This window comes from Gilliamella sp. B2911 (assembly GCF_026536965.1).
Lineage (GTDB): Bacteria > Pseudomonadota > Gammaproteobacteria > Enterobacterales > Orbaceae > Gilliamella > Gilliamella apicola_E.
This window is the reverse complement of record NZ_JAFNNA010000007.1, coordinates 57056-82806: the sequence shown is the minus strand read 5'-3', so window position 1 is coordinate 82806 and position 25751 is coordinate 57056. Positions and strand designations below refer to the sequence as shown.

The 25751-nt window shown below is 32.6% G+C and carries 23 protein-coding genes; 7 read left to right on the top strand and 16 right to left on the bottom strand.

The features are described 5' to 3' along the window. Positions 1-109: 109 nt before the first annotated feature. Positions 110-328, top strand: coding sequence for a translation initiation factor IF-1 (infA, locus tag J3U27_RS07540; RefSeq protein ID WP_025315083.1), 219 nt, complete (start codon positions 110-112; stop codon positions 326-328). Positions 329-449: 121 nt separating this feature from the next. Here the strand turns inward: infA and J3U27_RS07535 are convergent, their stop codons facing one another. After that, complete coding sequence (locus tag J3U27_RS07535; RefSeq protein ID WP_267330679.1) at positions 450-1913, bottom strand: amino acid permease; 1464 nt, start codon at positions 1911-1913, stop codon at positions 450-452. Between the two features lie 177 nt (positions 1914-2090). Next, on the bottom strand, positions 2091-2357 hold the full coding sequence (locus tag J3U27_RS07530; protein WP_065562604.1) for a YkgJ family cysteine cluster protein: 267 nt from the start codon (positions 2355-2357) through the stop codon (positions 2091-2093). Positions 2358-2455: 98 nt separating this feature from the next. On the opposite strand from J3U27_RS07530, the gene yeiP reads away from it, so the two are divergent. The 4 genes from yeiP to J3U27_RS07510 all read left to right on the top strand — a co-directional run bounded on the left by yeiP (position 2456) and on the right by J3U27_RS07510 (position 6237). Beyond that, complete coding sequence (yeiP, locus tag J3U27_RS07525) at positions 2456-3028, top strand: elongation factor P-like protein YeiP (RefSeq protein WP_065562605.1); 573 nt, start codon at positions 2456-2458, stop codon at positions 3026-3028. A 14-nt stretch (positions 3029-3042) separates the two neighbouring features. Further along, positions 3043-3939 carry a tRNA 2-thiocytidine(32) synthetase TtcA gene (gene ttcA / locus J3U27_RS07520; RefSeq protein WP_267331651.1) on the top strand — a complete coding sequence of 299 codons (897 nt, stop codon included), beginning with the start codon at positions 3043-3045 and terminating at the stop codon, positions 3937-3939. 230 nt (positions 3940-4169) lie between these two features. Next, positions 4170-4997, top strand: a complete 828-nt coding sequence (locus J3U27_RS07515) for an MBL fold metallo-hydrolase (protein WP_267377174.1) — start codon at positions 4170-4172, stop codon at positions 4995-4997. A gap of 13 nt (positions 4998-5010) precedes the next feature. After that, positions 5011-6237, top strand: coding sequence for an MFS transporter (locus tag J3U27_RS07510; RefSeq protein ID WP_267330606.1), 1227 nt, complete (start codon positions 5011-5013; stop codon positions 6235-6237). Positions 6238-6268: 31 nt separating this feature from the next. Here the strand turns inward: J3U27_RS07510 and J3U27_RS07505 are convergent, their stop codons facing one another. The 8 genes from J3U27_RS07505 to rplM all read right to left on the bottom strand — a co-directional run bounded on the left by J3U27_RS07505 (position 6269) and on the right by rplM (position 18933). Then, positions 6269-8437 (bottom strand): extracellular solute-binding protein, encoded by a 2169-nt coding sequence (locus tag J3U27_RS07505; protein ID WP_267377173.1) that lies wholly within the window; start codon positions 8435-8437, stop codon positions 6269-6271. A 75-nt stretch (positions 8438-8512) separates the two neighbouring features. Further along, positions 8513-11353, bottom strand: a complete 2841-nt coding sequence (glnE, locus tag J3U27_RS07500) for a bifunctional [glutamate--ammonia ligase]-adenylyl-L-tyrosine phosphorylase/[glutamate--ammonia-ligase] adenylyltransferase (protein WP_267377172.1) — start codon at positions 11351-11353, stop codon at positions 8513-8515. 254 nt (positions 11354-11607) lie between these two features. Continuing rightward, on the bottom strand, positions 11608-14064 hold the full coding sequence (locus J3U27_RS07495; protein WP_267377171.1) for an autotransporter outer membrane beta-barrel domain-containing protein: 2457 nt from the start codon (positions 14062-14064) through the stop codon (positions 11608-11610). Positions 14065-15423: 1359 nt separating this feature from the next. Continuing rightward, on the bottom strand, positions 15424-16341 hold the full coding sequence (locus tag J3U27_RS07490; protein ID WP_267377170.1) for an inorganic triphosphatase: 918 nt from the start codon (positions 16339-16341) through the stop codon (positions 15424-15426). Positions 16342-16712: 371 nt separating this feature from the next. After that, positions 16713-17117, bottom strand: coding sequence for a ClpXP protease specificity-enhancing factor (locus J3U27_RS07485; protein WP_081299489.1), 405 nt, complete (start codon positions 17115-17117; stop codon positions 16713-16715). 48 nt (positions 17118-17165) lie between these two features. After that, positions 17166-17798, bottom strand: coding sequence for a glutathione S-transferase N-terminal domain-containing protein (locus tag J3U27_RS07480; protein WP_065562614.1), 633 nt, complete (start codon positions 17796-17798; stop codon positions 17166-17168). A 302-nt stretch (positions 17799-18100) separates the two neighbouring features. Further along, positions 18101-18493: a 30S ribosomal protein S9 gene (gene rpsI / locus J3U27_RS07475; RefSeq protein WP_065561853.1), complete on the bottom strand. Its 393-nt coding sequence runs from the start codon at positions 18491-18493 to the stop codon at positions 18101-18103. An 11-nt stretch (positions 18494-18504) separates the two neighbouring features. Then, positions 18505-18933: a 50S ribosomal protein L13 gene (gene rplM, locus J3U27_RS07470; RefSeq protein WP_034901369.1), complete on the bottom strand. Its 429-nt coding sequence runs from the start codon at positions 18931-18933 to the stop codon at positions 18505-18507. Between the two features lie 275 nt (positions 18934-19208). On the opposite strand from rplM, the gene J3U27_RS07465 reads away from it, so the two are divergent. Next, the gene (locus J3U27_RS07465) at positions 19209-19829 is read left to right on the top strand and encodes a YrbL family protein (protein WP_065733865.1); all 621 of its coding nucleotides are present in this window, start codon (positions 19209-19211) and stop codon (positions 19827-19829) included. Here the strand turns inward: J3U27_RS07465 and pmrB are convergent. The 6 genes from pmrB to J3U27_RS07435 all read right to left on the bottom strand — a co-directional run bounded on the left by pmrB (position 19801) and on the right by J3U27_RS07435 (position 24596). Continuing rightward, on the bottom strand, positions 19801-20898 hold the full coding sequence (gene pmrB / locus J3U27_RS07460) for a two-component system sensor histidine kinase PmrB (protein WP_065733864.1): 1098 nt from the start codon (positions 20896-20898) through the stop codon (positions 19801-19803). The genes J3U27_RS07465 and pmrB overlap by 29 nt on opposite strands. Positions 20899-20931: 33 nt before the next feature. Further along, positions 20932-21594, bottom strand: coding sequence for a two-component system response regulator PmrA (pmrA, locus tag J3U27_RS07455; RefSeq protein WP_220225855.1), 663 nt, complete (start codon positions 21592-21594; stop codon positions 20932-20934). A 122-nt stretch (positions 21595-21716) separates the two neighbouring features. Continuing rightward, a complete protein-coding gene (locus tag J3U27_RS07450; protein WP_176701500.1) occupies positions 21717-22241 on the bottom strand; it encodes a phosphatase PAP2 family protein in 525 nt (174 codons plus the stop codon). A 105-nt stretch (positions 22242-22346) separates the two neighbouring features. Then, positions 22347-23039 (bottom strand): amino acid ABC transporter permease, encoded by a 693-nt coding sequence (locus tag J3U27_RS07445; RefSeq protein WP_267377169.1) that lies wholly within the window; start codon positions 23037-23039, stop codon positions 22347-22349. Positions 23040-23045: 6 nt separating this feature from the next. After that, the gene (locus J3U27_RS07440) at positions 23046-23765 is read right to left on the bottom strand and encodes an amino acid ABC transporter permease (protein ID WP_065733860.1); all 720 of its coding nucleotides are present in this window, start codon (positions 23763-23765) and stop codon (positions 23046-23048) included. A 3-nt stretch (positions 23766-23768) separates the two neighbouring features. Next, entirely contained in the window at positions 23769-24596 is an 828-nt protein-coding gene (locus J3U27_RS07435) for an ABC transporter substrate-binding protein (RefSeq protein ID WP_267377168.1), read from the bottom strand. A gap of 533 nt (positions 24597-25129) precedes the next feature. Here J3U27_RS07435 and J3U27_RS07430 point away from each other — a divergent pair. Then, a complete protein-coding gene (locus J3U27_RS07430) occupies positions 25130-25726 on the top strand; it encodes an imm11 family protein (protein ID WP_267377167.1) in 597 nt (198 codons plus the stop codon). The last annotated feature ends 25 nt before the right edge of the window (positions 25727-25751 follow it).

Here is a 25751-nt window from a genome sequence, read left to right as displayed (position 1 = left end):
CCAAAAATTGGTGATTCAGTTGATAAATTCGCTTTTCTAATTAAACATAAAGAAAATCGGAATATTGATTTGAGTATATTTAATATGTATTTAATTTTAAGAGGCCCCAATGGCAAAAGAAGATAACATTGAAATGCAAGGTACTATTCTTGATACTCTTCCGAATACGATGTTCCGAGTTGAACTTGAAAACGGTCATGTTGTTACTGCACATATTTCTGGAAAGATGAGAAAGAACTATATTCGTATTCTTACTGGCGATAAAGTAACTGTTGAAATGACACCTTACGATCTTTCAAAAGCACGTATCATATTCCGTAGTCGCTAATATCGTTATCGCACTTGTTGTTTTTGTATTATTAACCAGTTTATTGGTTATTTTCTCTTTCTTAATACAATTCCGTCGACAGATGTCGACGGAAGTGCAATCTAATCTAGATGTGACTTGTTTAGTCCATTTGAGAAAAATCCATCTGATCGTATTTTATCCATTTTGTCTTTTTAACAATCTTATAACCAAAATAAATTGAAAGAAATAATGGGATACCTATATAAGTTGCAATAACGCCATTCCAATCAATGGTATCTTGTAAAAATGCTTCATAATTTTGACCGAGTGTAATAATCAAACAAAGCACAAAAGCAAAAATAGGACCAAATGGGAAACAACTTGATCGGTAAGGTAATTTATTGAGATCTCGTCCTTGTGTGAGGTAACCTATTCTAAAACGATAGTGGCTAATTGCAATACCAAGCCATGCAATAAATCCTGTCATACCTGACATATTTAGTAGCCATAAATAGACCTCTTGATCTTTGTATAATGACGTTAAGAAACAGAGCATAGCCACTAATGTAGTTGCGAATAACGCCATATCAGGCACACCTGTTGAAGATAATCGACTGAAAATCTTAGGCGCTTTACCTTCTTTTGCTAATGCATATAACATACGTGTTGAAGCATATAAGCCAGAGTTACCAGCAGAAAGAACCGATGTTAAAATTACCGCATTCATGATAGCTGCTGCGGATAATAATCCTGCATGTTGGAAAACTAAGGTAAATGGACTAACGCTGATATCTGTTTCATCATTACGAAGTAAGTTAGGATCAGTGTATGGAATAATTAAACTAATTACTAAGATGGCAAAGATATAAAATAGCAGTATTCGCCAAAAAACTTGTTTCATTGCTTTTGGTATATTTTTTTCTGGATCTTTAGATTCTCCCGCCGCAATACCAATTAGCTCAGTACCTTGGAATGAGAATCCAACAACCATCGCCACACCGATCATTGATGAGAATCCGCCGACAAATGGTGCACCCTCTATTTTCCAATTTTGCCAACCAGCATTTTCAGCACCTTTTAAAATGCCAATTATCATCAATAAGCCAACAACAATAAATAAAATAACAGTAACCACTTTGATTAATGAAAACCAAAATTCTGCTTCACCAAACCCTTTTACAGAAATGTAGTTTAAGCCGAAGATAATGCTTAGGAACAATAAACTCCATAACCAACTATAGGCACCAGCATCAAACCAATAGGAAATAACTAATTGTGCCGCAACTAAGTCAACAGCAACAGTAATTGCCCAGTTATACCAATAGTTCCAACCAATGGCAAAACCAAATGCTTCATCTACATAACGTGCTCCATAAGTTGCAAAGGTTCCCGAAACGGGAAGATAAGCAGCTAGCTCTCCAAGGCTAGTCATTAAAAAATAAACCATTATGCCGATAATAGCATAAGATACTAATGCGCCTCCTGGACCTGCTTGTGCAACTGTTGCACCAGAAGCGACAAATAGCCCAGTACCAATTGAACCACCAATAGCGATCATTGCTAAATGGCGAGCTTTCAAATCACGCTTTAATTTTTTCGTCATATCAATTTTCTTCTTGTTAATTAAACTTACTAATTATTTTAACTACACTTAATATGATGTAGCTTAGTAACTGATTTAAGCTAATTTATTTAAATATTTATCATTAGCTAATTAAAGTGCGTGAAGTGTATCAAAAAAATTTATGTGCGAGATAAATAATTCTAATAATACAGCCGATATGTTAAATATTAGCAATACTTAGTTGCTAGTAAGCTGTTCTAATTGAGTTAAATAATCTAATGCCTGGTTACGATTTGTTCCACACATTTCATAACATGGTCTTAGGTGACTACAAACTTGGGGTCTGGTTGATTGGCCAAATAATTTGCATAATAAATTTTCATCCAAATGGATACATGCAACACCTGCTGGTTTTCCCTTAGGCATACCAGGCATAGCAGATGAGATCGACGGTGCAATACAACATGCCCCACAGTTTCTTCGACATTGGAATGATTCAGTCATGAGATTAGATTGTTTTATAAATTTTATTGGTGACAATAGCAAGTTAAGGGTAAAATAGCGAGCTAATTTTTAACTCTATTTAATATGAAGAATCTATTATGGCTAAAGCTAATGAAATTAAACGTGGTGATGCTGTCACCTATAACGGTAAGTTGTTACTTGTAAAAGAAATTGATGTACAAAGCCCTAGTGCTCGTGGTGCAAGTACACTTTATAAAATGCGTTTTACCGATGTTAAATCTGGAGGTAAAGTTGAAGAACGTTTTAAGGGTGATGATGTTTTAGACACTATCGAACTATTTCGACGTCCTGTAAGCTTTTCTTATATTGATGGGGATGAATATGTATTCATGGATAATGAAGACTATACTCCGTTTATTTTTAAGAAAGATCAAATTGAAGAAGAACTTCTTTTTATCCCAGAAGGCGGTATGGATGGAATTCAAGTTTTGATGGCTGAAAATGAAGTTGTCGCTCTAGAATTACCACAAACAGTTGAACTTGAAATTATTGAAACCTCGCCAAGTATAAAAGGTGCTTCGGCAAGCGCACGTACTAAACCTGCAACATTGTCTACTGGCCTTGTTATTCAAGTACCTGAATATATTGATAACCACGAAAAAGTTAAAATTCATATTGCTGAACGCCGATATATGAGCCGAGCGGAATAATCTATTAAATCGTGATGAATACATACAATCAAAATAAATTACATAAACGATTGCGTCGCCTAACAGGCGAAGCAATCGCTGATTTCAATATGATTGAAGAAGGCGATCGTATAATGGTCTGTCTATCTGGCGGTAAAGATAGTTATACATTGCTAGACATTTTAATTAATTTAAAAATCAGTGCACCAGTGCAATTTGAATTAGTTGCAGTCAATTTAGATCAAAAGCAGCCAGGATTTCCTGAACATGTTTTACCTGAGTACCTCGAATCTTTAGGTATTGAGTATAAAATTGTTCAAGAAAATACCTATGGTATTGTTAAAGAAAAGATCCCTGAAGGCAAGACCACGTGTTCACTCTGTTCTAGGCTTCGACGAGGTATTTTATATCGCACAGCAACTGAGCTCGGCGCGACAAAAATTGCGCTTGGGCATCATCGTGATGATATTTTGGAAACATTATTTTTAAATATGTTTTATGGCGGAAAACTTAAAGCGATGCCTCCAAAATTAATGAATGATTCAGGTGAACATATTATTATTCGACCGCTTGCGTACTGCAAAGAAAAGGATATTGCAAAATATGCTGAAATTAAGCAATTCCCTATCATTCCATGTAATCTTTGTGGTTCACAACCTAATCTACAACGTCAAGTGATCAAAGAGATGTTAAATGATTGGGATAAGAAGTTTCCTGGTCGTATAGAAACTATGTTCAGAGCCACGCAGAATATTACCCTTTCTCATTTATGTGATACCAATTTATATGATTTCAAAGGTATTAAGAAAGGTGATATTGATGTTAATGGTGGTGATTTGGCATTTGATCATGAAGAGTTACCAGCTATGGTCGGATTTGATACATCGGAACTAGATGATAAAAATCTGATTCTTTGGAAAGAAGCCAACTAAAAAAACCCTTCAATTTAATTTCTTTTTTTATCGGCGATAATCTATATCGTCGATAATCCTTTCTGATATTAAAACAATAATCGATTGTATATAAACTTTGATCTAGCTCACGAATTGACAAAAAAAAATCCATTTTTATTGTGGTTCTAATGACATTAAAATAAAATTGAAACGTTCCAATTTTCATAAAATAACGATGTATGAAAAATAAATAAACATAGGAGAACAATGTGAAAATACATTTTTTGGGTACTGCTGCATCAGAAGGTATCCCAAATCCTTTTTGTAAATGTCAGATTTGTGAAAAATCTCGTATTCAAAAAGGTAAAAATATAAGAACTCGAAGTTCGATTCTTATTGATGATATTGTGCAAATCGATTTTGCTCCGGAATATAGCTATCAAGCAATGAGAGAAAACATTGATGTTACTAAAATAAAGGACTTATTATTTACTCATACTCATCCTGACCATTTTAATGTGGGCGATCTATTTAGCCGTATGGTGGATTATGGTTTTAATATCGACCACCCTCTTTACGTTTATGGAAATGATATTGCCATAAATGGTTGTTTGAATGTAGTACCTGGTTATAGTCCTGAACGTTTTGTATTTAATTTATTAGTTCCATTTCAAACTGTTGTAACCTCAGCTGGTTATACCGTTACAGCTTTGTTAGCTAATCATGCTAAATGGGAATTTTGCTTTATTTACTTGATTGAGAAAGATGGAAAAACGTTTCTACACGGACATGACTCTGGCTATTTTCCTGAACTTACATGGCAATGGTTAAAAGATAGTGGCAAAAAAATTGATATGGCCATTTTTGAGTGTACTTACGGATATAAACAAAATGATAAGACCAATAATCATATGAGTATTGAAACTGTTATCGCTACTCAAAAACGCATGTTGGATGATGGTATTTTTAGTTCAAACACTCAACTTATCACGTCTCACCACTCTCATAGCAGTGGTTTTATGCATGATGAATTAGTTGAAATATTCAAACCTTACAATATTGAAGTAGCCTATGATGGCTTGATGAAGACGATTTAATACGGAGCTTTATATGTTTAAAATACCACGTTTATTGGTAATGATGTTTTTACAATATTTTGTGCAAGGTGCATGGAATATGGTTATTGGGGCAGTACTTGCTGCTTATGGATTGAAAGAAATTGTTGGTTCGACTTATTCAGTTTTAGGAATCGCAACTATTATCTCTCCACTTTTCATTGGAATGATCGCTGATAGGTTCATTGCATCACAAAAAGTGATGGGCATATTACATATTCTCAATGCAGTTGTTTTATTTATCATTCCTAATTTTGTTGAAAGTGGCAATATTGCTGGCTTTTTAATCATGATTTTTATCGTTGGTTTATTATTTTATCCAACAACAGCATTAGCTAATAGCGTTAGTTTTAGGCATATAGATGGTGTGCGCTGGTTCCCAATTATTCGTGTATTTGGCACCATTGGTTTTATGATTGTAGGATTAATTCTTGGTTATACTGGTTTTTCAAGCTCCATTAACTCATTTTTACTTGCTTCTGGTGCATCTGTGGTTTATGGGATTTATTGTTTTACTTTACCTAACACACCACCTACAAGTCGAAATAAGAAATTCTCAATCCGTGATGCAATGTGTTTAGATGCATTATCACTTTTCAAAGATAAGTATTTCACTATTTTTATGCTGTCTACTTTTGTCCTAATGATAACTAAAACTGCATATAGTGCTTATTTACCAGTATATTTGCCTGTATTAGATTTAGAGCCTGCTTCAATGATGCAAATTGCTATCGCTACAGAAGTGTTATTTATGTTCCTTCTATCTTTCTTATTAGGTCGTTTTGGTTTCAAAAAAATCATTTTATTCGGCGCAATTTGTTGGGTAATTCGTAGCATGATGTTATCACTGGCCGCAACATCAGAAAGTAATATGTTCTTCTATATTATTGGTACGCTATTGTTACAAGGTATTTGTTGGGACTTCTTCTTTACTGCTGGTGATATCTATGTTGATAAGAAAGCAGGTCCAGAAATTAAAGCGCAAGCTCAAGGGTTACGTTTTATTGTTTCTAATGGCTTTGGTGTATTTATGGCTGCGTCAGTATGTGGCTTTATCAATAACCGCGTTGTTACAGAGAAGACATTACCTAATGCTGGTCCACAATGGCAAGAGTTCTGGATCTATCCTGCGGTAGTTGCTGCAATTGTTGCTGTAGGTTTCTGGTATTTCTTTAAAGATAAAGATGTCATCATGGCACCTAAAAAAGTAGAATCAGATTAATTTCTTACTCTTACTTTAATATGGCTAATAATTATTTATTAGCCATACTTTTTTCTATCTCACTATTAATCATCTCTATGACTTGTTTTGAACTATATTGGTTAGTTATCCACTGTGTTAAATACTTTCCAATAATATTTTCAATCAGTCTTAAATTAATAGCACTACCTGTCATGCTATTTTCTCGAATGCCATTGGCATATTGTTGTTGCGCCACTGGTAACCATGGATAACTATTAATAATTCGATGATTTTGGAAAATAGTATTTTGTGCGGTTGCTCCACCAAGTAATGCTATTTGTTCGCTGATTTCGTTGGAGTAAAGCCAATTAAAAAAGGTTTTTACTTGTTCATTTTTTTGACTATATTTTGACATACCAAGGGAACCTCCACCAAATAGTGATTTTTTTCCCGGTACTTTAGCGTATCCAACCAAAGGCAATATATTACGATGATTAATATAGCCAAATAAATTCATATAAACAATTAACATAGCTAGCTTGCCTTGTTCAAATAAATTTACTGATTCTTGCCACCAAGCTGATTGTATATTTTTGGCAACGCTAATGTATGATTGCAAATGATTTAAAGTAGTTCTAGCAATTGTGGTATTTAAACCAAATTTATTGCCATTAATTAGTTTTCCTCCTTGAGAATAATAGCGAACTAAAAATTCAGATGCGATAAGTTCATAATTACCGAGCGTAATACAACTACCGAACTCTACTGGGGATTCCGTATTTTGCTGTTGATTAAAAAAGGTCGCAATTTGATCGAACTCTTTGAAGTTTTTAGGGACATTAAGATGTTGTCGATATGCTTCAAAATAAGCACGCTTAATTAATGGATCATTAAATAAGTCTTTGCGATAGAAGAGCATTTGAACACTAGGATCAAAAGGAATAGCATAAGCAGAATTATCTACATAGCTAAAGCGTTCTACAATTTCTTGTGGATATTTTGCAAACAGTTGATTCAAGTTAATATCTAATTCTGATAAAGGTTTGAATATCGATGGTGCAAACCAAGGTAATCCAGCCATATCAATTCGTATAATATCAATTTGCTGATGTTGTTCAAATTGATTAAGAATATGATATATTTCGTCGAAAGGTTTTATAATTAAATTTACATCAATACCGCTCGTCTTTTGGAAATGTGGTAATAGTTTTTTTACCGCCTGCGTTGATGGGCTGGGTAAGATTAAAAAGTTAATAGTTTCTGAAGATTTAGTTAAGTTTTCTGAATTCAAATCAGGCAATAATGAAAAACCTTTATTATCAAGATTGGTTGTGTTTTTGCCTTCTACTAGTTTGATAATTTGTTCACTTAATATGCCATAGTTCATATGGTATTGATAAATGTTATCTTCATAAAAAAAACTGTTATTGGTTAATGTATAAATGGGTGGGCAAGATTTTAAACTTCCAAAATAATTAGCATTACGAATAAAATGTGCTCGCTCCATATCCATGGTAATTAGCGCATCATAATTAACCTGTTCATCTTCAAAAAAACTAAAAGCTAAATTGTAGGTACCATTAGAAGGTTTAGATGCAATACTATTCAATGTCACATCATAATGATGCTTTTTGAACGTGTTTAGTAAACCTTTTTTGAAGTTTTTAGTATGAGTGTGATGCTCTGAATTACAAAATAAGCCAATTCTTCGATACGTTTTTTTGATTAATTCATTAGCAATATCCCGTCCAGCTTTCTCATAATCAAGAGATATGAATTGCAATGCTGAGATAGGCTTTCGATAGACAAAGATAATTTTTTCTTTTGGTAATTTAATTTTTTGATAATAGGAGTTAGCATCTGATAATGAACTAACAACGATAACTGCATGATCCCGTTTTACAGCTACCTTTTGGATTAATTGTAATTCCAGTTCTTTAGAGTCATAAGTTAAATAAAGCGAAAGCTCATAACCAAGTCGGTTGGCTTGACTAAACAGGCCATCATATAAATTAGTATATTGTTCGGAAGTGATATTTGGTAGTATAACCGAAATAGACTTATTTGAACCTTCTTTTAAAATTTTGGCAGATAAATTGATTTGATAACCTAATTGTTGAATCGCTTGTTCAACTAATTTGATTTTTTTTAAACTGACATTACCACGATCATTGAGTACATTTGAGACAGTACCATGAGATACACCAGCAAGTTTTGCTATGTCTTTGATCGTCGCCATTTGGTATTACACTCCATAAATTTTCACTTCAATCAAACCAACTTTATTAAACAATTATAAGTATATTAGAACTAATTAGTCTTTAAGCCATTTTAGCCAGCTTTGATTCACGATCTCTTTTTCTGATTTGAAACATGAGTCATCAACAATGCTCGGTAAGAGTTGCAACGATAATTGATGGATTTCATTTCGCATATCAATATAAGCTTTAGTGAGTTGCTGGGCTTCTAGGTTGTCCATAATTTGATAGTTAGCTGCAAGCTCCAAGATCCGTACGTTGTCACTCCATGTGGTCATTTTAGGATATTGATGTGCATAGTTTAGTACTAGATATTGTGATAAGAATTCAATATCACCAATACCACCTGCATCTATTTTTAAATTAAATTGATGTGGCGCTGTTGTGCCTAAATGTGCCCGCATCTTTTCACGCATCTCTCGAACTTCAGTTTTTAATACTCTTTCTTCACGGTTTTTACATAAAACAGTATGCCTAATTTCGTTAAAACGTTTAATAAGTTCAATCTCACCATAAACGGCTCTTGCTCTAACTAATGCTTGATGTTCCCAAGTCCATGCCTCATTCATTTGGTAGTCATAAAATGCACTCAAACTACAAGCTAATAGTCCTGCATCCCCTTGTGGGCGTAAGCGAACATCAACTTCATAAAGAATACCAAAGCTAGTACGTACATTGAATAAATGAATTATTCGTTGTACCAGTCGTAAATAAAACTGGCGGCTATCAATTTGTTTATCACCATCGGTTATACTATCAACAGGGCAGTCATGAAGAAATACGAGATCTAAATCTGAACCATATCCCAATTCCCAACCACCTAATTTACCATAAGCAATAATAACTAACCCTTTTTGATTATCGGTTAAATGTGCTGGCTTTCCATAACGAGCAATCATCTGATTCCATGCCATTTGAACAACAAAATCGAGAAGCGATTCTGCAACATATGTTAAATGATCACTTACTTTCATGGTATTTAATACATGTTCAACATCAGCAGCGGCTATATGTAGGAGTTGCATTTGTTTGAATTGTCTTAATGCCTCAAGTTGTTGTTCTTCATCATCAACCTGAATTCGAAGTAAGTATTGATAAAGTTCACTTTTATATTCATTAGGGGCAACAGTTTGATAAAGTGAGTGAATATCAATAAGCTCATCTAATAAGATTGGATAATGTGCAAGTTGCTCACTAATCATTGGTGAGGCACTACATAATCGAATTAGTTGTTTTAATGCCGTTGGGTATTCAAGCAGTAACTCTAAATAAGTTGTTCGGCTAACAATATTGACTAGTAACGGTAAAATTCGTGATAGTATTATTAATGCATGCTTATCATTACAAATTAATTCTAATAATTTTGGCATTAGTTGATCGAGTATTTCACGCCCTCTAACACCAATGGTCCGTTTACTGATATCATCACGAAATTGACAAAGCATTTGATAAAGCTGTTTGGCATCATCAGGTGAATAGTTCAATAGTACTGAAGTAACATCACTTAATTGTAAATCAGGCACCCAAAGGTCATTATAGTGATCGTTGTTCGTATTTTGTGTTGATTCAGTTGATTCATCACCAATAAGTTGATTAAATATTTGCCGAGTAAATTGCATTCTTTTAGTAAGTTCAGATACAAATTCATTCCAGCTTCTAAAATTCATGCCTATTGCTATACGTATTTGGTCTAATTCATCTTCTGGTAGTGTTTGTGTTTGTTCATCATGTATAGCCTGTAATAGGTTTTCACAACGACGTAGGAAGAAGTAATTTTCACGTAGAGCATCTACTTCATTAGCATTAAGTAGGGATTCTTGTTCTATCACTTGTAAAGCAGTCAACAAGGAACGTGTTTGTAGGCCAATCACACGTCCACCACGTATAAGTTGAAATACTTGTACGATGAATTCTATTTCTCGAATACCACCTGCACCAAGTTTAATATTGTTGGTTAGACCTCGACGACGAACTTCACGTTCAATCATGCCTTTCATGTTTCGCAATGATTGTAAGACACTAAAATCAATATAACGGCGGTATACAAATGGTTTTAACATTTGGTAAAGCTCTTTAGTGTAAGAATCTTGTTGATCACCGAGTATTTTCGCTTTTACCATGGCGTAACGTTCCCAGTCTCTTCCTTGCTCTTGGTAGTAGTCTTCCATCGCTGAAAAACTTAAAACAAGTGGACCGCCATCACCTAGAGGACGTAAACGCATGTCAACTCGGTAGACAAAACCATCTTCAGTAATTTGATCTAAAGCTTTAATTAAACGCTGTCCTAAACGTGTGAAAAAGACGGCATTATCTAATTCGCGACGACCACCTTGTGTTTGCCCATGTTCAGGATAAGTAAAAATAAGGTCAATATCAGATGAAAAATTAAGTTCTCCTCCACCGAGTTTCCCCATCCCTAGAATAAGTAAAGGTTGCGCCTCTCCTTGCAAATTACAAGGGGTTCCCCACTCTTTACAACTAAGCTCATATAGCCAATCTCGTGCATTGACAATAATCACCTCAGCTAGCTCAGTAAGTTGTAATAAAATTTGTTCATCGCTACTTGTTTGCGTTAATTGTGACCATTCAAGCCTTACTAAAATGTAGCGTCTGAATAATCTTAAAGTTTTCATTAGTTCCAACTCATCAAATACCGATGCTAACTTTTCATTTAACCATTGTTGATAGTAACTTCTTTCATCAGCTTGAGGAGGATTGTTAATAATGTCTGTCAACCAATCTGGAAACCGATAAAAAGCATCAACAATAAAATCACTTTGTACCAAAATATCAAGATTATTTTGTACCGCAATTGAATCACATTGTGATAATTGCGATGTAATTTTCTGTTTTTGCTCTGCAATTAATGGTGAAACTAGCGATATAGGCTGAGACATAATAAGCACTCACTTAAACTTGTTGATAAAATCACCTAATTAACTATTATAAATGACTTTTTAACTTCACATATCTTTTTATTAAACAGATTGTAAAAAAGAGTATTGATATCATTTCAATAGTAGATTAGCTGATAATTAATGAAAACGATTTGAAAGACAAGTTGAGACTTGTTTATTGAATAAAGTGACTACGCAGGGTAGTCACTTTAAGTTAATGTCTATTTTTTAAATTATTAGATAGTCTCTAATTATTAGAAACTATAACGGTAACCTAAGTTAACTTGTTTTTGGTCAAATTTATTACCGAATGAATAAACAACATCTGTATAGATATGGTGTTGTTTGTTAAACTGTACATCTACACCAATACCGTTATCCCACCAATTGCCACCGAAATCATATTTTTCTTTTGCAACATGGTTAAAGACATAAGATGTTTCACCATCAAACTCTTTCACATAACCAGTTTTTAGGTATACATCAACTATATTATCATCTTGGATAAAGCTGTTGCCTAGGACAACACTTGCTCTACCGAGTAATGAATTATAACTGTCCAATTTAGTTCTTAATCCATTGGTTGCATTGATGACTGCACTTCCTTGATGAGAATAAGTTAATTGAGCTTGAGGTTCAAAATACCAACCTTGATTTGGTAATGAATTGAAATAGAATCGTTGACCTAGTTCAGTCCCTATTGAAAAACCATTAGTATTACCATCACCTTTTACGAAATAACCCCCACCGGTACGAGTATTAAATTTATTCGACATTCTCATATATTTAATTAAACCGTCGATATAAAACCCTGATTGGTTTAGGTATGTGCCGTAAAGTGCTGCATAGTAGCCTTTAGTGTTTCCATCACCTACATGATGATCTATATTTCCTCGGCTTAAACCACCCATGATACCATAATAGATATCACCATTTGTATTTTCAACTTTTCGATCCACACCAAGTTGTAAGCCATAATAATCCATATCAAAATTCGATAAACGTTTATCGTTGAATGAACTTAATTTACCACCATAAATACGACCCCAAGCATCACCATCAGATGTTTCGCCTTGACGAAGTTTACCCATTCTTTGCATTAAAGTTTGTGTTTCAATGTAACTAATCAAGTAACTGGAGTTTAGAATATTTGCCGCATTTTGAGCTGTATTGGTTAAATTAGGCTTAGTTGGATTTACTGTTTTCTTTTGAGCTGATAATACCCAATCTTCTGAACCACTATTACGTTCATCAGTGACTTTAGTTAGAGTATTAAATTGGTATGCACCAATATCAACTGATGGTGAAGTCAAATTAAAATTAGCACCACCACCTTCAGTTTCAACTAAAGTAAGTTTTTCATTACCAGTAACTGCTGCTGAACCATTGTTGTCATCTCTAATTGAGATATTGTGATTACCAGTTGCTTGTGAAGAGCCAGTAATTTTGAGTAAATCATTAGCAAAACCACTACCGATGGAAGTGCGCAATTCAAATAGCCCATTTCCAGATAATGAATTTGCCGTTAAAGTCATGTTATTTGAACCATCAAGTATCGTATTTGATGTTGCATAATCATGACCAAAACTTACTTTGGCATAATTAGTTAACGTAAGGGAATCAACAGATGAACTATTAGTCATATTCCATTGGCTTTGACTACCATCTATCTTAACATTGATAGTACCTTTATTCGCAGATGAAGATGTATTATCAATTGAAGTTAATAATGTCGAGCCATCAGTTAAATCAAGATTAATCTGTCCTGAACTGGCTGCATAAATATCACCCTTAATATTCGATTTACCATTAACAGCTATTTCACCAGCAGTCGACTGTATTGCGTTATAATTGTTATAACTAGTTGAAACAATGTTATTAACATTTGAGCCACTATTAATGAATAATTTTCCTGCTTTTTGGTCCATGTAGACAGCGGTTCCATTAGCCGTTGTTACATCTAATCCATTATTAAATTTAATAACACTGTCTGCATTTGGGTTAGCACCAGCATATTCCTGGAACGCAACACCAGTCGAATTATTGCCACTCATATTAATCGTTACTTTTTCGTTAAAGTTTAGATTTATACCAAGTGAATCTGGTGCGTTATTCAGTAAGGATAAAATACCATAACTACCATTTCCTACTGACTGTATGTTAACTTCACCATTGAAGTTGCCTTCAGTTTTTGATGAATTTGAACCGTTATAAGCTCGAATTCCAATGAAACTGCCATTTGATGTACCGGTCCCTATTATAGTTACCTTTTTATCAAAATCAGCTTTCCCCCTATTAGCAAAATAAATACCGGTACCATCTTTAACATTTAGGCGAATGTCACTTAAAGCATTGACTTTCCCATTTGAAAGAACATGGATGTTACTTATTTTATTATAATTACCTGTTGCATTAGTTTGAATTACAAATTCATCCGTTCCGGTATCAATGGTTAAAGTTTTACCATTATATCCTGATTTAATACCGTAATCTTGGTTGCTAGTAATGTTGATATGAGGCGCAGCAACACCTGTTATATTTTGAATAATGATATCATCGGTTGAAGAAACGGCAATACCGCTATTAGTATGAGTTCCAATATTAGATGCATCAATAATAGTTAAAGCACTTGCAAGATGAGGTGTAACTAGACAAGTACCTAGTGTTAATTTGATCAAGAGATCAATTTTATTTAAATTACTTTTGAACACATAAACTCCATTTATTTGGTATTTACTAATCATTACATTGATTAACTTAAATCTTAACAAACCTAACAAAAGTTAACTTATTGTTATTATTTATAAAATTTACCTAAAATAACAAAGTATCAAAAAAAATAGTTAATGTCTATATCGGTTATTTAATGATTTAACTAAATGTTCTTTTATTGTCTGACAATAAAAATTGTCGAATATAAATTTTGATAAAGTGTTAGTTTTTTTACTTTGAAATGAGGAGTTTTTGATTTGAGTTTGAAAGGCATAGATCTTGAGTAAGTTTTCAAGATGATTATGTATTGGAAGCTAATTTATAAATCGCTTTACCAATACATATATACAACTTGTACTATTGTGTGATATTGATTCTATTTTTTTCTGAATAAAATAGCAGTTTGGTCATAATTCTAACCATTATAGAGCTTAGAATAAACACGATTCCTATAATGGTCCATGTATAACACAATGAAAAATTATTGGATAATCTATAATATATTTCTAAATATTCATGAAGAGAAACTGATACCATAATAATTATTGTTACCAATATGCAGTTGAAGATGAATATACTTATCGTACTAAATATAAGCTTTTTTGTGTTTAAAACTTCTGTTACACCTGTAAAACATTTTCTTAACAAAAAATAGCCGATCAAATTAGTAATTAATAAAAATATAGCTAATCCAACTATATTAATAATAATACCTGTGAAACTGAAATGTACACCATCAAACAAAATAATGGGAAAAAACAGGCTGTTAAAATAACAATTATAAAGCGAAATGAATACTCCAAGATGTAACCGCTGACTCTCTGATTGAGTTAATTCGTGATTGTCATGAATAAAATATCTATTCAACAATCTAATACTAAAATAAGTCCATAGTGTTACAAAAATATAAATAGTTATTATCTTAATAAAATTAATAAGCTCATTATGTAGAGAAAAATAACTATCCATGAAAAGGTAATTAATTTTGGATTCAACCCATGAATTAATACTGTTGTAAAGAAACCATCGCCCTGCAATATCCATTGATGTAATTAATATAGCAACAAGTAACGTATTAGTAATATTTCTCGAATTGACCTGATTAATTGAATATTTATAAAATAATACTATGGAAAATACAAATACAACAATTGAGCTTGGTATTTGGTAATAGAAGTTGATTAATACTTGCTTAGTTAAATTTTTAATAAGTTGATTACTTGTCATATTTGACAGTAAAAAATAATCATCAAATCCAGTGAAATAGACAACAATATATAAAATATTAAATAACCAATAAAATAAAACTAATAATAGTGGTAATTTAAAAAAAGTCCTTTCCAATTTCATTTTTATACCTATATTTTATTTATTTCTGAAATTAGCCTAAGTTTGAATTTTGTGTTTACCTCGCTATAAGCAAAATTTTTAATCGAGTTAATACGTTGCATTGCCATTTGCCACTGCTGAAATTCTGGCTCAATTTCAAAATTCTTATTTATTAATATTTCATTTATTTGAATAAGTAGCTGTTTATAATAAGTTAAATCGTTATTTTCTAAAGCATATTCTTCATTTTGTTGCCAAAAGTTTAGTAGGCTTGGCAAATCCTGCTCTATTTGTGGAGAATAAACGCTAGGAGTAAGAGGTACATTGAGAAATAAGCGATATCCTCGCGAAGCCTTACTCTGAGAAAACAGATGTAAGCTAAAGCGGCTTAATTCAATCGCAAAGTTGATCAAATCTTGTTTATTACCCTGTTTTATCTCGAGCTCAACTTCTTGTATTGGTTTAGATTGTCCGTTTGAGGTAATGCTGCCTATATCTAAAGCAACTTCTATTTCACTATTGGCAAATGATATCAACCAAGTTTGACGTTTAAAATTAGTCGTAAAAAGTGGATTTAACTGGATTAAACCATCAGGTAATGCCTCTTTGGGCAGCACACTTAAATCTAATTTGTCATTAGGTAAAGGCCGATTAATTTCAATTCGTTCGTGTAAGCCACTCACAGAATTACCCTTTGATTTGACGGTAATTTCATAACACTTATTTTGGCCATCTTCAGTACTTCGAATACGCAAACCACAACCATTTTGTCTCAATAAATGATCTTCGGTATCATAATAAGTATTAGTTAATTTTAGTTGATTGGTTAAATTTTTTTGTGATGAAAATTCTACTTCATCACAATAAACCCATTGATTTAAATAACTTTGTAAGTGTTCTATATCACTTTGATTGATTTGAAACTTTAATTCAATTTCGTTACTCATTTGTCTGTTTTCATTATTTATTTTGCCATATGATATACCGATTAGGCTAACAAATATAGGCTATCATCAACTATAATATGATTAAAGCTATAGCGGCATTCAGGATGATAAATAAACAAGATAAAATAATTAATACTTTATAGGTAAAAGTGTATAGAAAAAGCAGTAGAAAAGTGGAATTATATAAATTAATTAACTAAACACTTTTTTATAAAACTTATTCTTAATTTTAAACATCACAAGATAACAATCTTGTTTAAATTGTGTGATTTAGGTTAGCTAGTTTTAGCATGGGTATTCCAATAGGTAGGAAAATATCCTATTTATTAGTTAAATTTTAAATAGGATAATAAAAAAATAATTAAGGATAGCTATTTAACAACCCTAAAAGGATTTGCTGGTTTAACATTTTCCGATTGCTTAGTTGCACTTTGTCTTAAGGCTTTGTAGTGTGGTTCATCTTCAAACCCCATCCCTACTCCGTTTTCACGAGCATAAATAGCTTCAATAGCAGCCATTGGCACTACAATATGTTGAGGAACACCAGAAAATCTAGCATTGAATTCGATTTGATCATTATTGGCCAAATACTGTCCTACTGATTGGGGTGCAATATTGAGTACTATCTGATTATCCTTCACAAACTCTTGTGGAACTAATACACCATCAATAGACGTATTCACCACAACATAAGGAGTTAAATCATTATCTAAAATCCAGTCATAAAATGCCCTAAATATATAAGGGCGTCGAGGAGTCATGTCATCAAGTTCCATAACGGCTACCTTGTTTAATTGCTAATCTGTCATTAGATAAAATAAATTTTAAGCTCTAATCTTTCTTTCATCTTCAGTTAAAGAATTTATAAAAGCAGGTCGTTCAAATACACGTGCCATATAAGAAAGATAGTTTTTCTCTGCAACTTTTGGCAATTCAATACCAATCAATGGTAAACGCCATAGTAAAGGAGCAAAATAGCAATCACACAAAGTAAAATCATCACTCATAAAGTAATCTTTTTCTTTGAACATGACAGAAATAGAAACTAAGTCATCAAGTAAGTTTTTACGAGCCTCTTTAGCTTTACTACTATCAGGATCTTTTAAGATCGTTTCGTAGGCGCTATACCATTCTTTTTTGATGCGATACATTGTTAAGCGGGAATTAGCTCTAACAATTGGGTATACCGGCATCAATGGCGGGTGAGGAAAACGTTCATCTAAATACTCTAATGCAATATGTGTTTCATAAAGAGTTAGATCACGATCGATTAAGGTAGGGATTGAACCATACGGATTAAGATCCAATAATTCTTGAGGTAAAGTATTTGATGTAACAAACTCGATCTCAGCTGTTACCCCTTTTTCTGCCAGCACAAAACGAATCTGATGGCCGTAAATGTCAGTTGTATCACAAAATAATGTCATCACAGAACGTTTATTAACAGCAACAACCATGTTCACTCCAAATATGCGAAATTTTAATTAAGTTTTAATATGGTTACTATTCTAGCAAATTGGATAACAAATTTGTTAAAAAAAATATATTTTCTTTTTGTTTTTTCGACAAATTGTCATTTTTGAATGTTTATTAATTTCAGTAAAGTAAGAGCAAGATAACAAAGATTATTATTATCCATTTGAATTAATTATAATTTAATAAAAATAGAATAAATATTATTAAAGCTTGTTTAAAATTATATAGCGATAAAAAAAACCCAGCATAGGCTGGGTTTCGAAACAAATTTGTAACGTTGCAATTAACGTTTGCTGAATTGTGGACGACGACGAGCTTTGCGTAGACCCACTTTTTTACGTTCAACTTGACGTGCATCACGAGTAACAAAGCCCGCTTGACGTAATGAAGAGCGTAAAGTTTCATCATATTCCATTAATGCACGAGTAATACCGTGACGAATCGCACCCGCTTGACCTGAAATACCACCACCTTTAACTGTGATGTAAAGATCAAGTTTGTCAGTCATTTCAACTAACTCTAAAGGTTGCATAACAACCATACGAGCAGTATCACGACCAAAGTATTGCTCTAATGAACGTTTGTTAATAATGATATTTCCACTACCTGGTTTAATAAACACGCGAGCAGCAGAACTTTTGCGGCGACCTGTACCGTAATATTGATTATCAGCCATCTTCTATCCCCTTAAATATCTAATACTTGCGGTTGTTGTGCCGCATGATTGTGCTCACTACCAGCATAAACTTTTAGTTTACGGTACATTGCACGACCAAGAGGACCTTTCGGTAACATGCCTTTTACAGCAATTTCGATGACTTGTTCAGGATGACGTTCAATCATTTCTTTAAAAGTCGCTTCTTTAAGTCCACCGATGTAACCAGTATGACGATAATAGATTTTATCAGTGCGTTTTTTGCCTGTTACAGCAACTTTTTCTGCATTGATAACGATAATATAGTCACCTGTATCAACATGTGGTGTATATTCTGCTTTGTGTTTACCACGCAAACGGCTTGCGATTTCAGTAGCTAAACGACCTAACGTTTTACCTGCTGCATCTACAACATACCAGTCGCGTTTAACTGTTTCTGGTTTAGCTGAAAAAGTACTCATTTGTATTTATCCAAATTTTAATTAATCTCACGTTAATAAATCATTTGATTTATTTACACTTTTTGATTGCAACTATTAACTAACTAACCCCTTCGAGTCGTTATACTAATACTGACAACCGAAAACAGCGTTGGGAAAAACACTGTTGTAACGTGGGTGGCAATATTATACAGAAATATTAAAAAAGCGCTAGGATTTATGATAAAAAAAGCGTAGCGAGAAAAAACAGTAACTGCTACACTTTTAACTAATATTAAATAACACGATAAAAATTGATGGAAAACTTAATTCAACTTGCTGAAAAAGATTATATAAGTAAAGGTTTACACCGCAAATGCTATCATCACCCCGATGATCCTAATAAATGTATCAAAGTTAATTATAATGAAGGAGCAGAAGAGGAAACAAACCGTGAAATTGCCTATTATAAGCACCTTATAAATCGCAATATCTCATGGGATGTGCTAGCAAAATATTATGGTCCTGTAATGACTAATTTTGGTCAAGGTCATGTTTTTGAACTTATTCGTGACTATGATGGAAAAATTTCTATTCCATTAGAAAAATATCTGTTCGACGAACAAGCAACTAATCAAAATTATGATGCGTTAGTTGTATCACTCAAAGCATTAAAAACAGCCTTGCTGAAAGATAGAATCATTACTATGACAATCAAGAGTAAAAATATTTTATTTCAGCATTTGTCACCAGAGGAAAATCGCTTAATTATTATTGATAACATTGGTAATTCGACATTTATTCCTATCGCTAACTATGTAGGCTTTTTTGCAAAAGCCAAAATTGAACGCACATGGCAACGATTTTTATCATCACTAATTCGAGAAAATAAGCATAATTCATTAATCACTAAGTTAATTGATGATGTGAATCATTAAGTCTGACTTCGGCAATCGTACCCTTTTGGTCTTGCCGATTTCTTAATGTAAATTGGCCATGATGTAATTTAGTAATACGATTAACAATACTCAAACCGAGCCCTATTCCATCATGTTTACGATCCATTCTGAAAAAGGCTTGGGTTAACTTTTCTGTTTTTGACTCGTCAATACCGCTCCCTTCATCTTTAACGGCTATCACAATTTCTTCAGCATCTTTATAAAAACTAATAGTAATTTTACTTTCATTTGGACTATACCGATAACTGTTTTCAACCAAATTACGAATCAGTAAACGAATCAAAGTCGCATCACCATTAAAAATTATATTATTACCCGTAATTTCCCAATCAATACTTTGTTGTTTCTGTACTGTTAACTCTGTCAATTCATCAAAAAGGGGAATTTGAATATCATCTAGAAAATTAATTTTTTGATACTGACCTAGAGTAAATTTTTGACTTGCTCGAGCAAGCATCAACAGTTGTTCTACGGTATTTACTAAACGATCTATTCGTTCAATTAACTCATGGCAATCTATTTTATCTTTACTTTCTAATAATTCTAGATGTAATCGAATACCTGCTAAAGGTGTTCTCATCTCGTGAGCTACATCTGCTGTAAATAAACGTTCTTGAGATAATGTATTATTAAGCCTTTCAAATAAATTATTTAATACCGTAGTAATTGACTTAATTTCACGCATATTACTGATTGGTTTTATTGGCTTAAGATTATCTTCAGTTCTTTTATTTAAATCTTTTTCAAGTATCTCAAGGGGTTTAGTAATCCATTTAATCGCCTTATAGGCCAAAAATAAAGTTACAACCATCATGGAAAAAGCTGAGCAAAATAATGCAAAAATTGCTTCTAATTCTTCATGTTCAACCACTTCATCTATTTTATTTTGACTTAACGTTAAGTTAACTAAAACATCAATTTGCTCTTTACTCTCATGCCATAACCAAAATACCGTAATAATTTGGCAAATTAACATTATTGCACCCAAAGTAAAAAATAGATTCCAACGGATACTATGTCGAATATTATTCAAAGACTGTTCAATCATAAATTTGCCATTCAATTAATTTTAAAATAATAACTAATTATTAATATTGAGTTGATAGCCATACCCACGCACAGTCTTAATTAAATCTTTTCCTAATTTATTCCTTAAGGCGTGAATATAAACTTCAAGCACATTTGAACTTGGATCACTCTGCCAATCATATAGATCATTTTGTAATAAACTTCGATGCACTTTTTCACCGGCTTTCAACATCAATCTAGATAGTAAAATAAATTCTTTTGGCGTCAATATCACTTCTTGATTATTTAAAGTAGCTTTTTGAAGTTTAATATCTATTGAAATAGGACCATAGTTAACAATATTATCGGCAGTTCCTTGATTTCGACGAATTAACGCTCTTATTCTGGCTAGCAATTCGGTTAAGGCGAAGGGTTTTATTAAATAATCATCTGCACCAAGATCTAAACCTTCAACTCTATCTTCGATAGTATCGCGAGCGGTTAAAATTAGTACAGGAATATCGATATTTTTTTTGCGCCATCGGGTGAGTAACTCTAAGCCATCACAATCAGGCAAACCTAAATCAAGAATAATTAAACTAAACTGTGCAAACTCAATAAGATCCTCAGCTTGCTTGCCATTAGATGCGACTTCACAAACATAGCCATTAGACGTTATCGCGTCATATAAACCTTTTTGTAATAAACTATCATCTTCTACTATAAGAATTTTCATTATAGTGTTACCTAATTTTGATTTAAGAAATGTAACATTTACAACTATTATACGCTTTACTATTTATTTCCCAATGCTTTAAAAATTTAAGTTCATTTTGATAGTTATAATTTAGCGAATAATTATTTAAAACTTTTTGAACGTATAAACCATATCTTTTTGACTAAATAAACAGAGATAAAACTTAACAACATACCCACCAGAATATCCAGTGGCCAATGAACACCTAAGTAGATTCGACTCCAACAAACAAGTAATGCAACAATCGTACATAGATAAGTTAATGCTTTAAATTGCTTTTTATAATTTAGATAAAGTGAGAAGCAAATAGTCCAAATAAAAACAGCGTGCTGACTAGGAAGAGAACTCGTTTTATCGTGATTCAAATAGTTGGTACCAATATTAAGAACAAATGGTCGTGGAGAATAAAATAGATGTCGAATAACAAAGGTTACAAATAAGGCTACAGCCAAACCTAAAGCAATTTTTATGATTAATTGTCTATAAACAGGTTTGAATAAAAAACATATTCCCAATATGACTATAGGAACAAAGATTAAATAATTTGCACAAAATATGGCAAAAAGAATAAATAATTTGGAGGCTTGTTCTTGAGCATTAATTAATAAAAAAAGATGAGTGTTCATATCAAGCAACATACAACGACCTATAAAAACAATATTTAGTTGTAATTTAATCAATAAAGCTTAAAAGAACCTTAAAAAGGATTTTGAACATTTAATAAATGATATTTATCGTTTATTTTTTCGAGTAATCAAATGGTATTTCGGCAATAAAGTGACGGTAAAATCAAGTGCAGCGCAAATGATAAAATAAACAACAATCACAAACAAAAAGATTTCAGTAGGATAAACCATACTACGATTATTAATTTGGGTAGCAATGAATGTAAATTCTGCAACACCCACTATATAAGCTAAAGACGTATCTTTAATTAATGATACCCATTGATTTACAAATGAAGGCAGCATCATTTTTAATGCTTGAGGAAGAATAACAAAAATGATGACTTGTCTTTTATTTAAACCTAACGAAAAAGCCGCTTGCCACTGTTCTTTAGCAATAGCTACCATTCCCGCATACACAGAATGACCAATATATGCGCCACCAATTAAAGATAAAGCAAAAATAACTGTTGTAATAGCTGGCACATCAACATTCAATAGCACTGGCAACAAAAAATAAGTCCAAAATATCAGCATAATAACGGGAATCGCTCTTAAAAATCCTAATACTACAACTAAAAGTTGACGTAAAAATCCTTTGCAAACAGTTAGACCAATACCAGCGAAAATACCTAAAATAGACGAAAAGATAATAGCAGCTAAGCTCATCAAAAGAGTCAACAGAATACCGCCTGGGAAATTACCCCACATTAGGTAATCTAAATTATTCCAAATTACTTCAAAACCTTTAAAATCCATAAAAAATTAGACCCTGTTTAATCGCTTTGATTGATAAATATTGCCTAATGTTCCAACAATAACAATGGCTAAAATATATAAAAATGTTGCTATAGCAAAATCCTGAAATGTTTTCAGAGATTCGGTTTCAACTTGACGTGAAACATAAGATAGTTCCAACACCCCAATAGCCATTGTTAAAGAGGAATTTTTGATGATATTCATATATTGACCAATTAACGGAGGAAATGCGATACGAATGCTTTGAGGTAAAATAATAAACCGCATACTTTGCCAACGTGTAAGACCTAAAGCTAATGATGCTTGTTCTTGACCATTGCTTATTCCCAAAATTCCTGCTCGAAATTCTTCAGCAATAAAAGCGCTGGAGTAACATGTTAATCCAATTAAACCAATAATAAATTCAAAAGAAGGCATTTTTAAAGAGAAAAAAAACAGCTGGATTTGCGGTTCATCAAATAGCCACATTTTAAATTCTACTGGTAACAAATTACCTATACCAAAATACCAGAAAAAAAGCTGCGGTAACAATGGAGAATAACGAAAAATAGCGTTATAACTAATTACAACGCCTTTGATAATTTTGATATGACTTTGTTGAGCAATAACTAGCAAAAAACCAAATATTGTAGAGAGAATGATTGTTAAAACTGAAATAGCGATAGTGACTAAAAAACCATCCCACAACCACCATAAATAACGAGGTTCCAGTAATTGCTCATACATTATTTATTGACCTTTACCTATTTTGAAATCACCACGAGGCATGGCTGAATTTGTATCAGGTCCAAACCAACGGTTATAGATAGTTAACGCTTCACCATCATTTTCAAGCTTTAATAATATTCGGTCAACTTTTTCTTTCAAGCGGGTTTCCCCTTTTGGAATACCTACAGCTTGATATTCTTGAGTTATACTAAATGGAGATATTTCAAAAGCAGCTCGTTGTTCTTCTGGAACATTAGCAAGTAAACCAATTAACTTTGCGTCATCTTGAGTAATAGCTTGTACAACACCATTGCGTAATGCTGCAAAAGCAAAAGGTGTATCATCATATGAGATTACTTTAGCAGTTGGGTACTTCTCACGTAGAGTAATTTCCATCACTGTACCTTTATCGGCACCTATACGAAGATTTTTAAGATCATCTGCTGTTTTTAGGAATCCTTTTTTAGCTACAAACTTCTGGCCAGTAGCAAAATAAGGCAAACTAAAATCGACTGTTTTAGATCGTTCATCAGTAACCGTAAAGTTTGCAACAATCAGATCTGCTTTTTGTGAGGTTAGTAAAGGAATACGGTTGGCTGGATTAGTTGGAACAAGTTCGACTTTTACATTCAATGCTTTAGCAATTTCATTAGCATAATCAACATCAAGCCCAGCAATTTTATTAGTTTTTTCATCAATAAATCCAAACGGAGGATTACTGTCAAATACCGCTATTTTGATCTGTCCGCGTTTTTCAATATCATCTAAGCGATCGGCGTAGGCTGAGCTCGCAACGAATATTGAGCTGATTAAGGCAACCACCGTCAGTGATTTAGTTAAAAATTTCATTGTTATTATCCTCCATTGGACTTTGTATAGGGGTTAAGTCTATCAATAAAATATTCGGAGTAATAAATAACAATTATTTAGGTGCTTATAACTTAAAGTTATATTTAAAATAACCTATAATTTATAAAGAGTATAGAATTGTAATATTAGCAATAAAATAACTCGTGTTTTAGCATTTAATACCTGTACACATCATAAAATTAAGCTGAGTGTCTTTGCACTTTTGTGCCAGCTGGATTGTAGAAAGGTACCAGTCGAAGAATAATAAAAGGGATATACGTGTAAAATAGATAGTAAGCTAAAAATCATCTGAATTGATAAAAGCTCTCTCTTTACACTCACCACTAATGGATTTGATATTCAAAAAAATAAATAGGGTTATTGAGAGCCAAATTCTCTGCCAACTAAAAGATTTAAAAGAAACTATTGAGTTAATTTAAAACTATAAAAAAATATGATATTGATTGAAAATTAGAATAAATTCAACAATAATCAATAAAATCCAATAACATTAAATAAAATGAATAAGAAACATGAATAGCACAAATGACGAGTTTGAATATTATATTATTGATCGAGCATATGATAAAGCCTATCCTTTAATTGGTCCACAAGATGATTCCAGGCATACCATGATGTATCCGAGAACAAGAGAAAGAATTGAAAATCCCGAATTAACTCAATTTAGGTTTTGTGCCCCTATTCCTAGTAAACCTGTAATTGGCGATTATTTTGCAGAACCAAGTAGCATTGTTTCAAAAAAGATAGCCAATGTCTTAGATGCTATGCATATTGAGGGAATTCAGCTTATACCAGCCGAAATCGAGACCAATACTGGAGACATTTTAAAAGATTATTTTTATCTACATATCTATAATTATCTAAAAGCTGTCGATAGAGAAAATTCTAAATGTAAAGTAGATCGTACAGATCCTAATTTGTTAAGCTGGATCGATCGGTTTGAATTAGATAAAGAAATTTTAGCTGAAATACCTTTAGAAAAAAGATTAATTTTTAAATTATTTGAGTTTAGTACTATACACTTATATCATAAATCAATTGTCAATGCCATTATGTCAGTTAAACCTCAAGGCGTTTCATTTACCAAAGTTGAAAAATGGTGGTTTTGATCAGATTAATAATTCCTAATGCAAT

What these genes read in the sequence shown, in the direction of transcription:
- infA (WP_025315083.1), top strand. Translation starts at nt 110, where the DNA reads ATGGCAAAAGAAGATAACATTGAAATGCAAGGTACTATTCTTGATACT.
- J3U27_RS07530 (WP_065562604.1), bottom strand. Translation starts at nt 2,357, where the DNA reads ATGACTGAATCATTCCAATGTCGAAGAAACTGTGGGGCATGTTGTATT.
- yeiP (WP_065562605.1), top strand. Translation starts at nt 2,456, where the DNA reads ATGGCTAAAGCTAATGAAATTAAACGTGGTGATGCTGTCACCTATAAC.
- ttcA (WP_267331651.1), top strand. Translation starts at nt 3,043, where the DNA reads ATGAATACATACAATCAAAATAAATTACATAAACGATTGCGTCGCCTA.
- J3U27_RS07510 (WP_267330606.1), top strand. Translation starts at nt 5,011, where the DNA reads ATGTTTAAAATACCACGTTTATTGGTAATGATGTTTTTACAATATTTT.
- J3U27_RS07505 (WP_267377173.1), bottom strand. Translation starts at nt 8,437, where the DNA reads ATGGCGACGATCAAAGACATAGCAAAACTTGCTGGTGTATCTCATGGT.
- glnE (WP_267377172.1), bottom strand. Translation starts at nt 11,353, where the DNA reads ATGTCTCAGCCTATATCGCTAGTTTCACCATTAATTGCAGAGCAAAAA.
- J3U27_RS07490 (WP_267377170.1), bottom strand. Translation starts at nt 16,341, where the DNA reads ATGAGTAACGAAATTGAATTAAAGTTTCAAATCAATCAAAGTGATATA.
- J3U27_RS07485 (WP_081299489.1), bottom strand. Translation starts at nt 17,117, where the DNA reads ATGGAACTTGATGACATGACTCCTCGACGCCCTTATATATTTAGGGCA.
- J3U27_RS07480 (WP_065562614.1), bottom strand. Translation starts at nt 17,798, where the DNA reads ATGGTTGTTGCTGTTAATAAACGTTCTGTGATGACATTATTTTGTGAT.
- rpsI (WP_065561853.1), bottom strand. Translation starts at nt 18,493, where the DNA reads ATGGCTGATAATCAATATTACGGTACAGGTCGCCGCAAAAGTTCTGCT.
- rplM (WP_034901369.1), bottom strand. Translation starts at nt 18,933, where the DNA reads ATGAGTACTTTTTCAGCTAAACCAGAAACAGTTAAACGCGACTGGTAT.
- J3U27_RS07465 (WP_065733865.1), top strand. Translation starts at nt 19,209, where the DNA reads ATGGAAAACTTAATTCAACTTGCTGAAAAAGATTATATAAGTAAAGGT.
- pmrB (WP_065733864.1), bottom strand. Translation starts at nt 20,898, where the DNA reads ATGATTGAACAGTCTTTGAATAATATTCGACATAGTATCCGTTGGAAT.
- pmrA (WP_220225855.1), bottom strand. Translation starts at nt 21,594, where the DNA reads ATGAAAATTCTTATAGTAGAAGATGATAGTTTATTACAAAAAGGTTTA.
- J3U27_RS07450 (WP_176701500.1), bottom strand. Translation starts at nt 22,241, where the DNA reads ATGAACACTCATCTTTTTTTATTAATTAATGCTCAAGAACAAGCCTCC.
- J3U27_RS07445 (WP_267377169.1), bottom strand. Translation starts at nt 23,039, where the DNA reads ATGGATTTTAAAGGTTTTGAAGTAATTTGGAATAATTTAGATTACCTA.
- J3U27_RS07440 (WP_065733860.1), bottom strand. Translation starts at nt 23,765, where the DNA reads ATGTATGAGCAATTACTGGAACCTCGTTATTTATGGTGGTTGTGGGAT.
- J3U27_RS07435 (WP_267377168.1), bottom strand. Translation starts at nt 24,596, where the DNA reads ATGAAATTTTTAACTAAATCACTGACGGTGGTTGCCTTAATCAGCTCA.
- J3U27_RS07430 (WP_267377167.1), top strand. Translation starts at nt 25,130, where the DNA reads ATGAATAGCACAAATGACGAGTTTGAATATTATATTATTGATCGAGCA.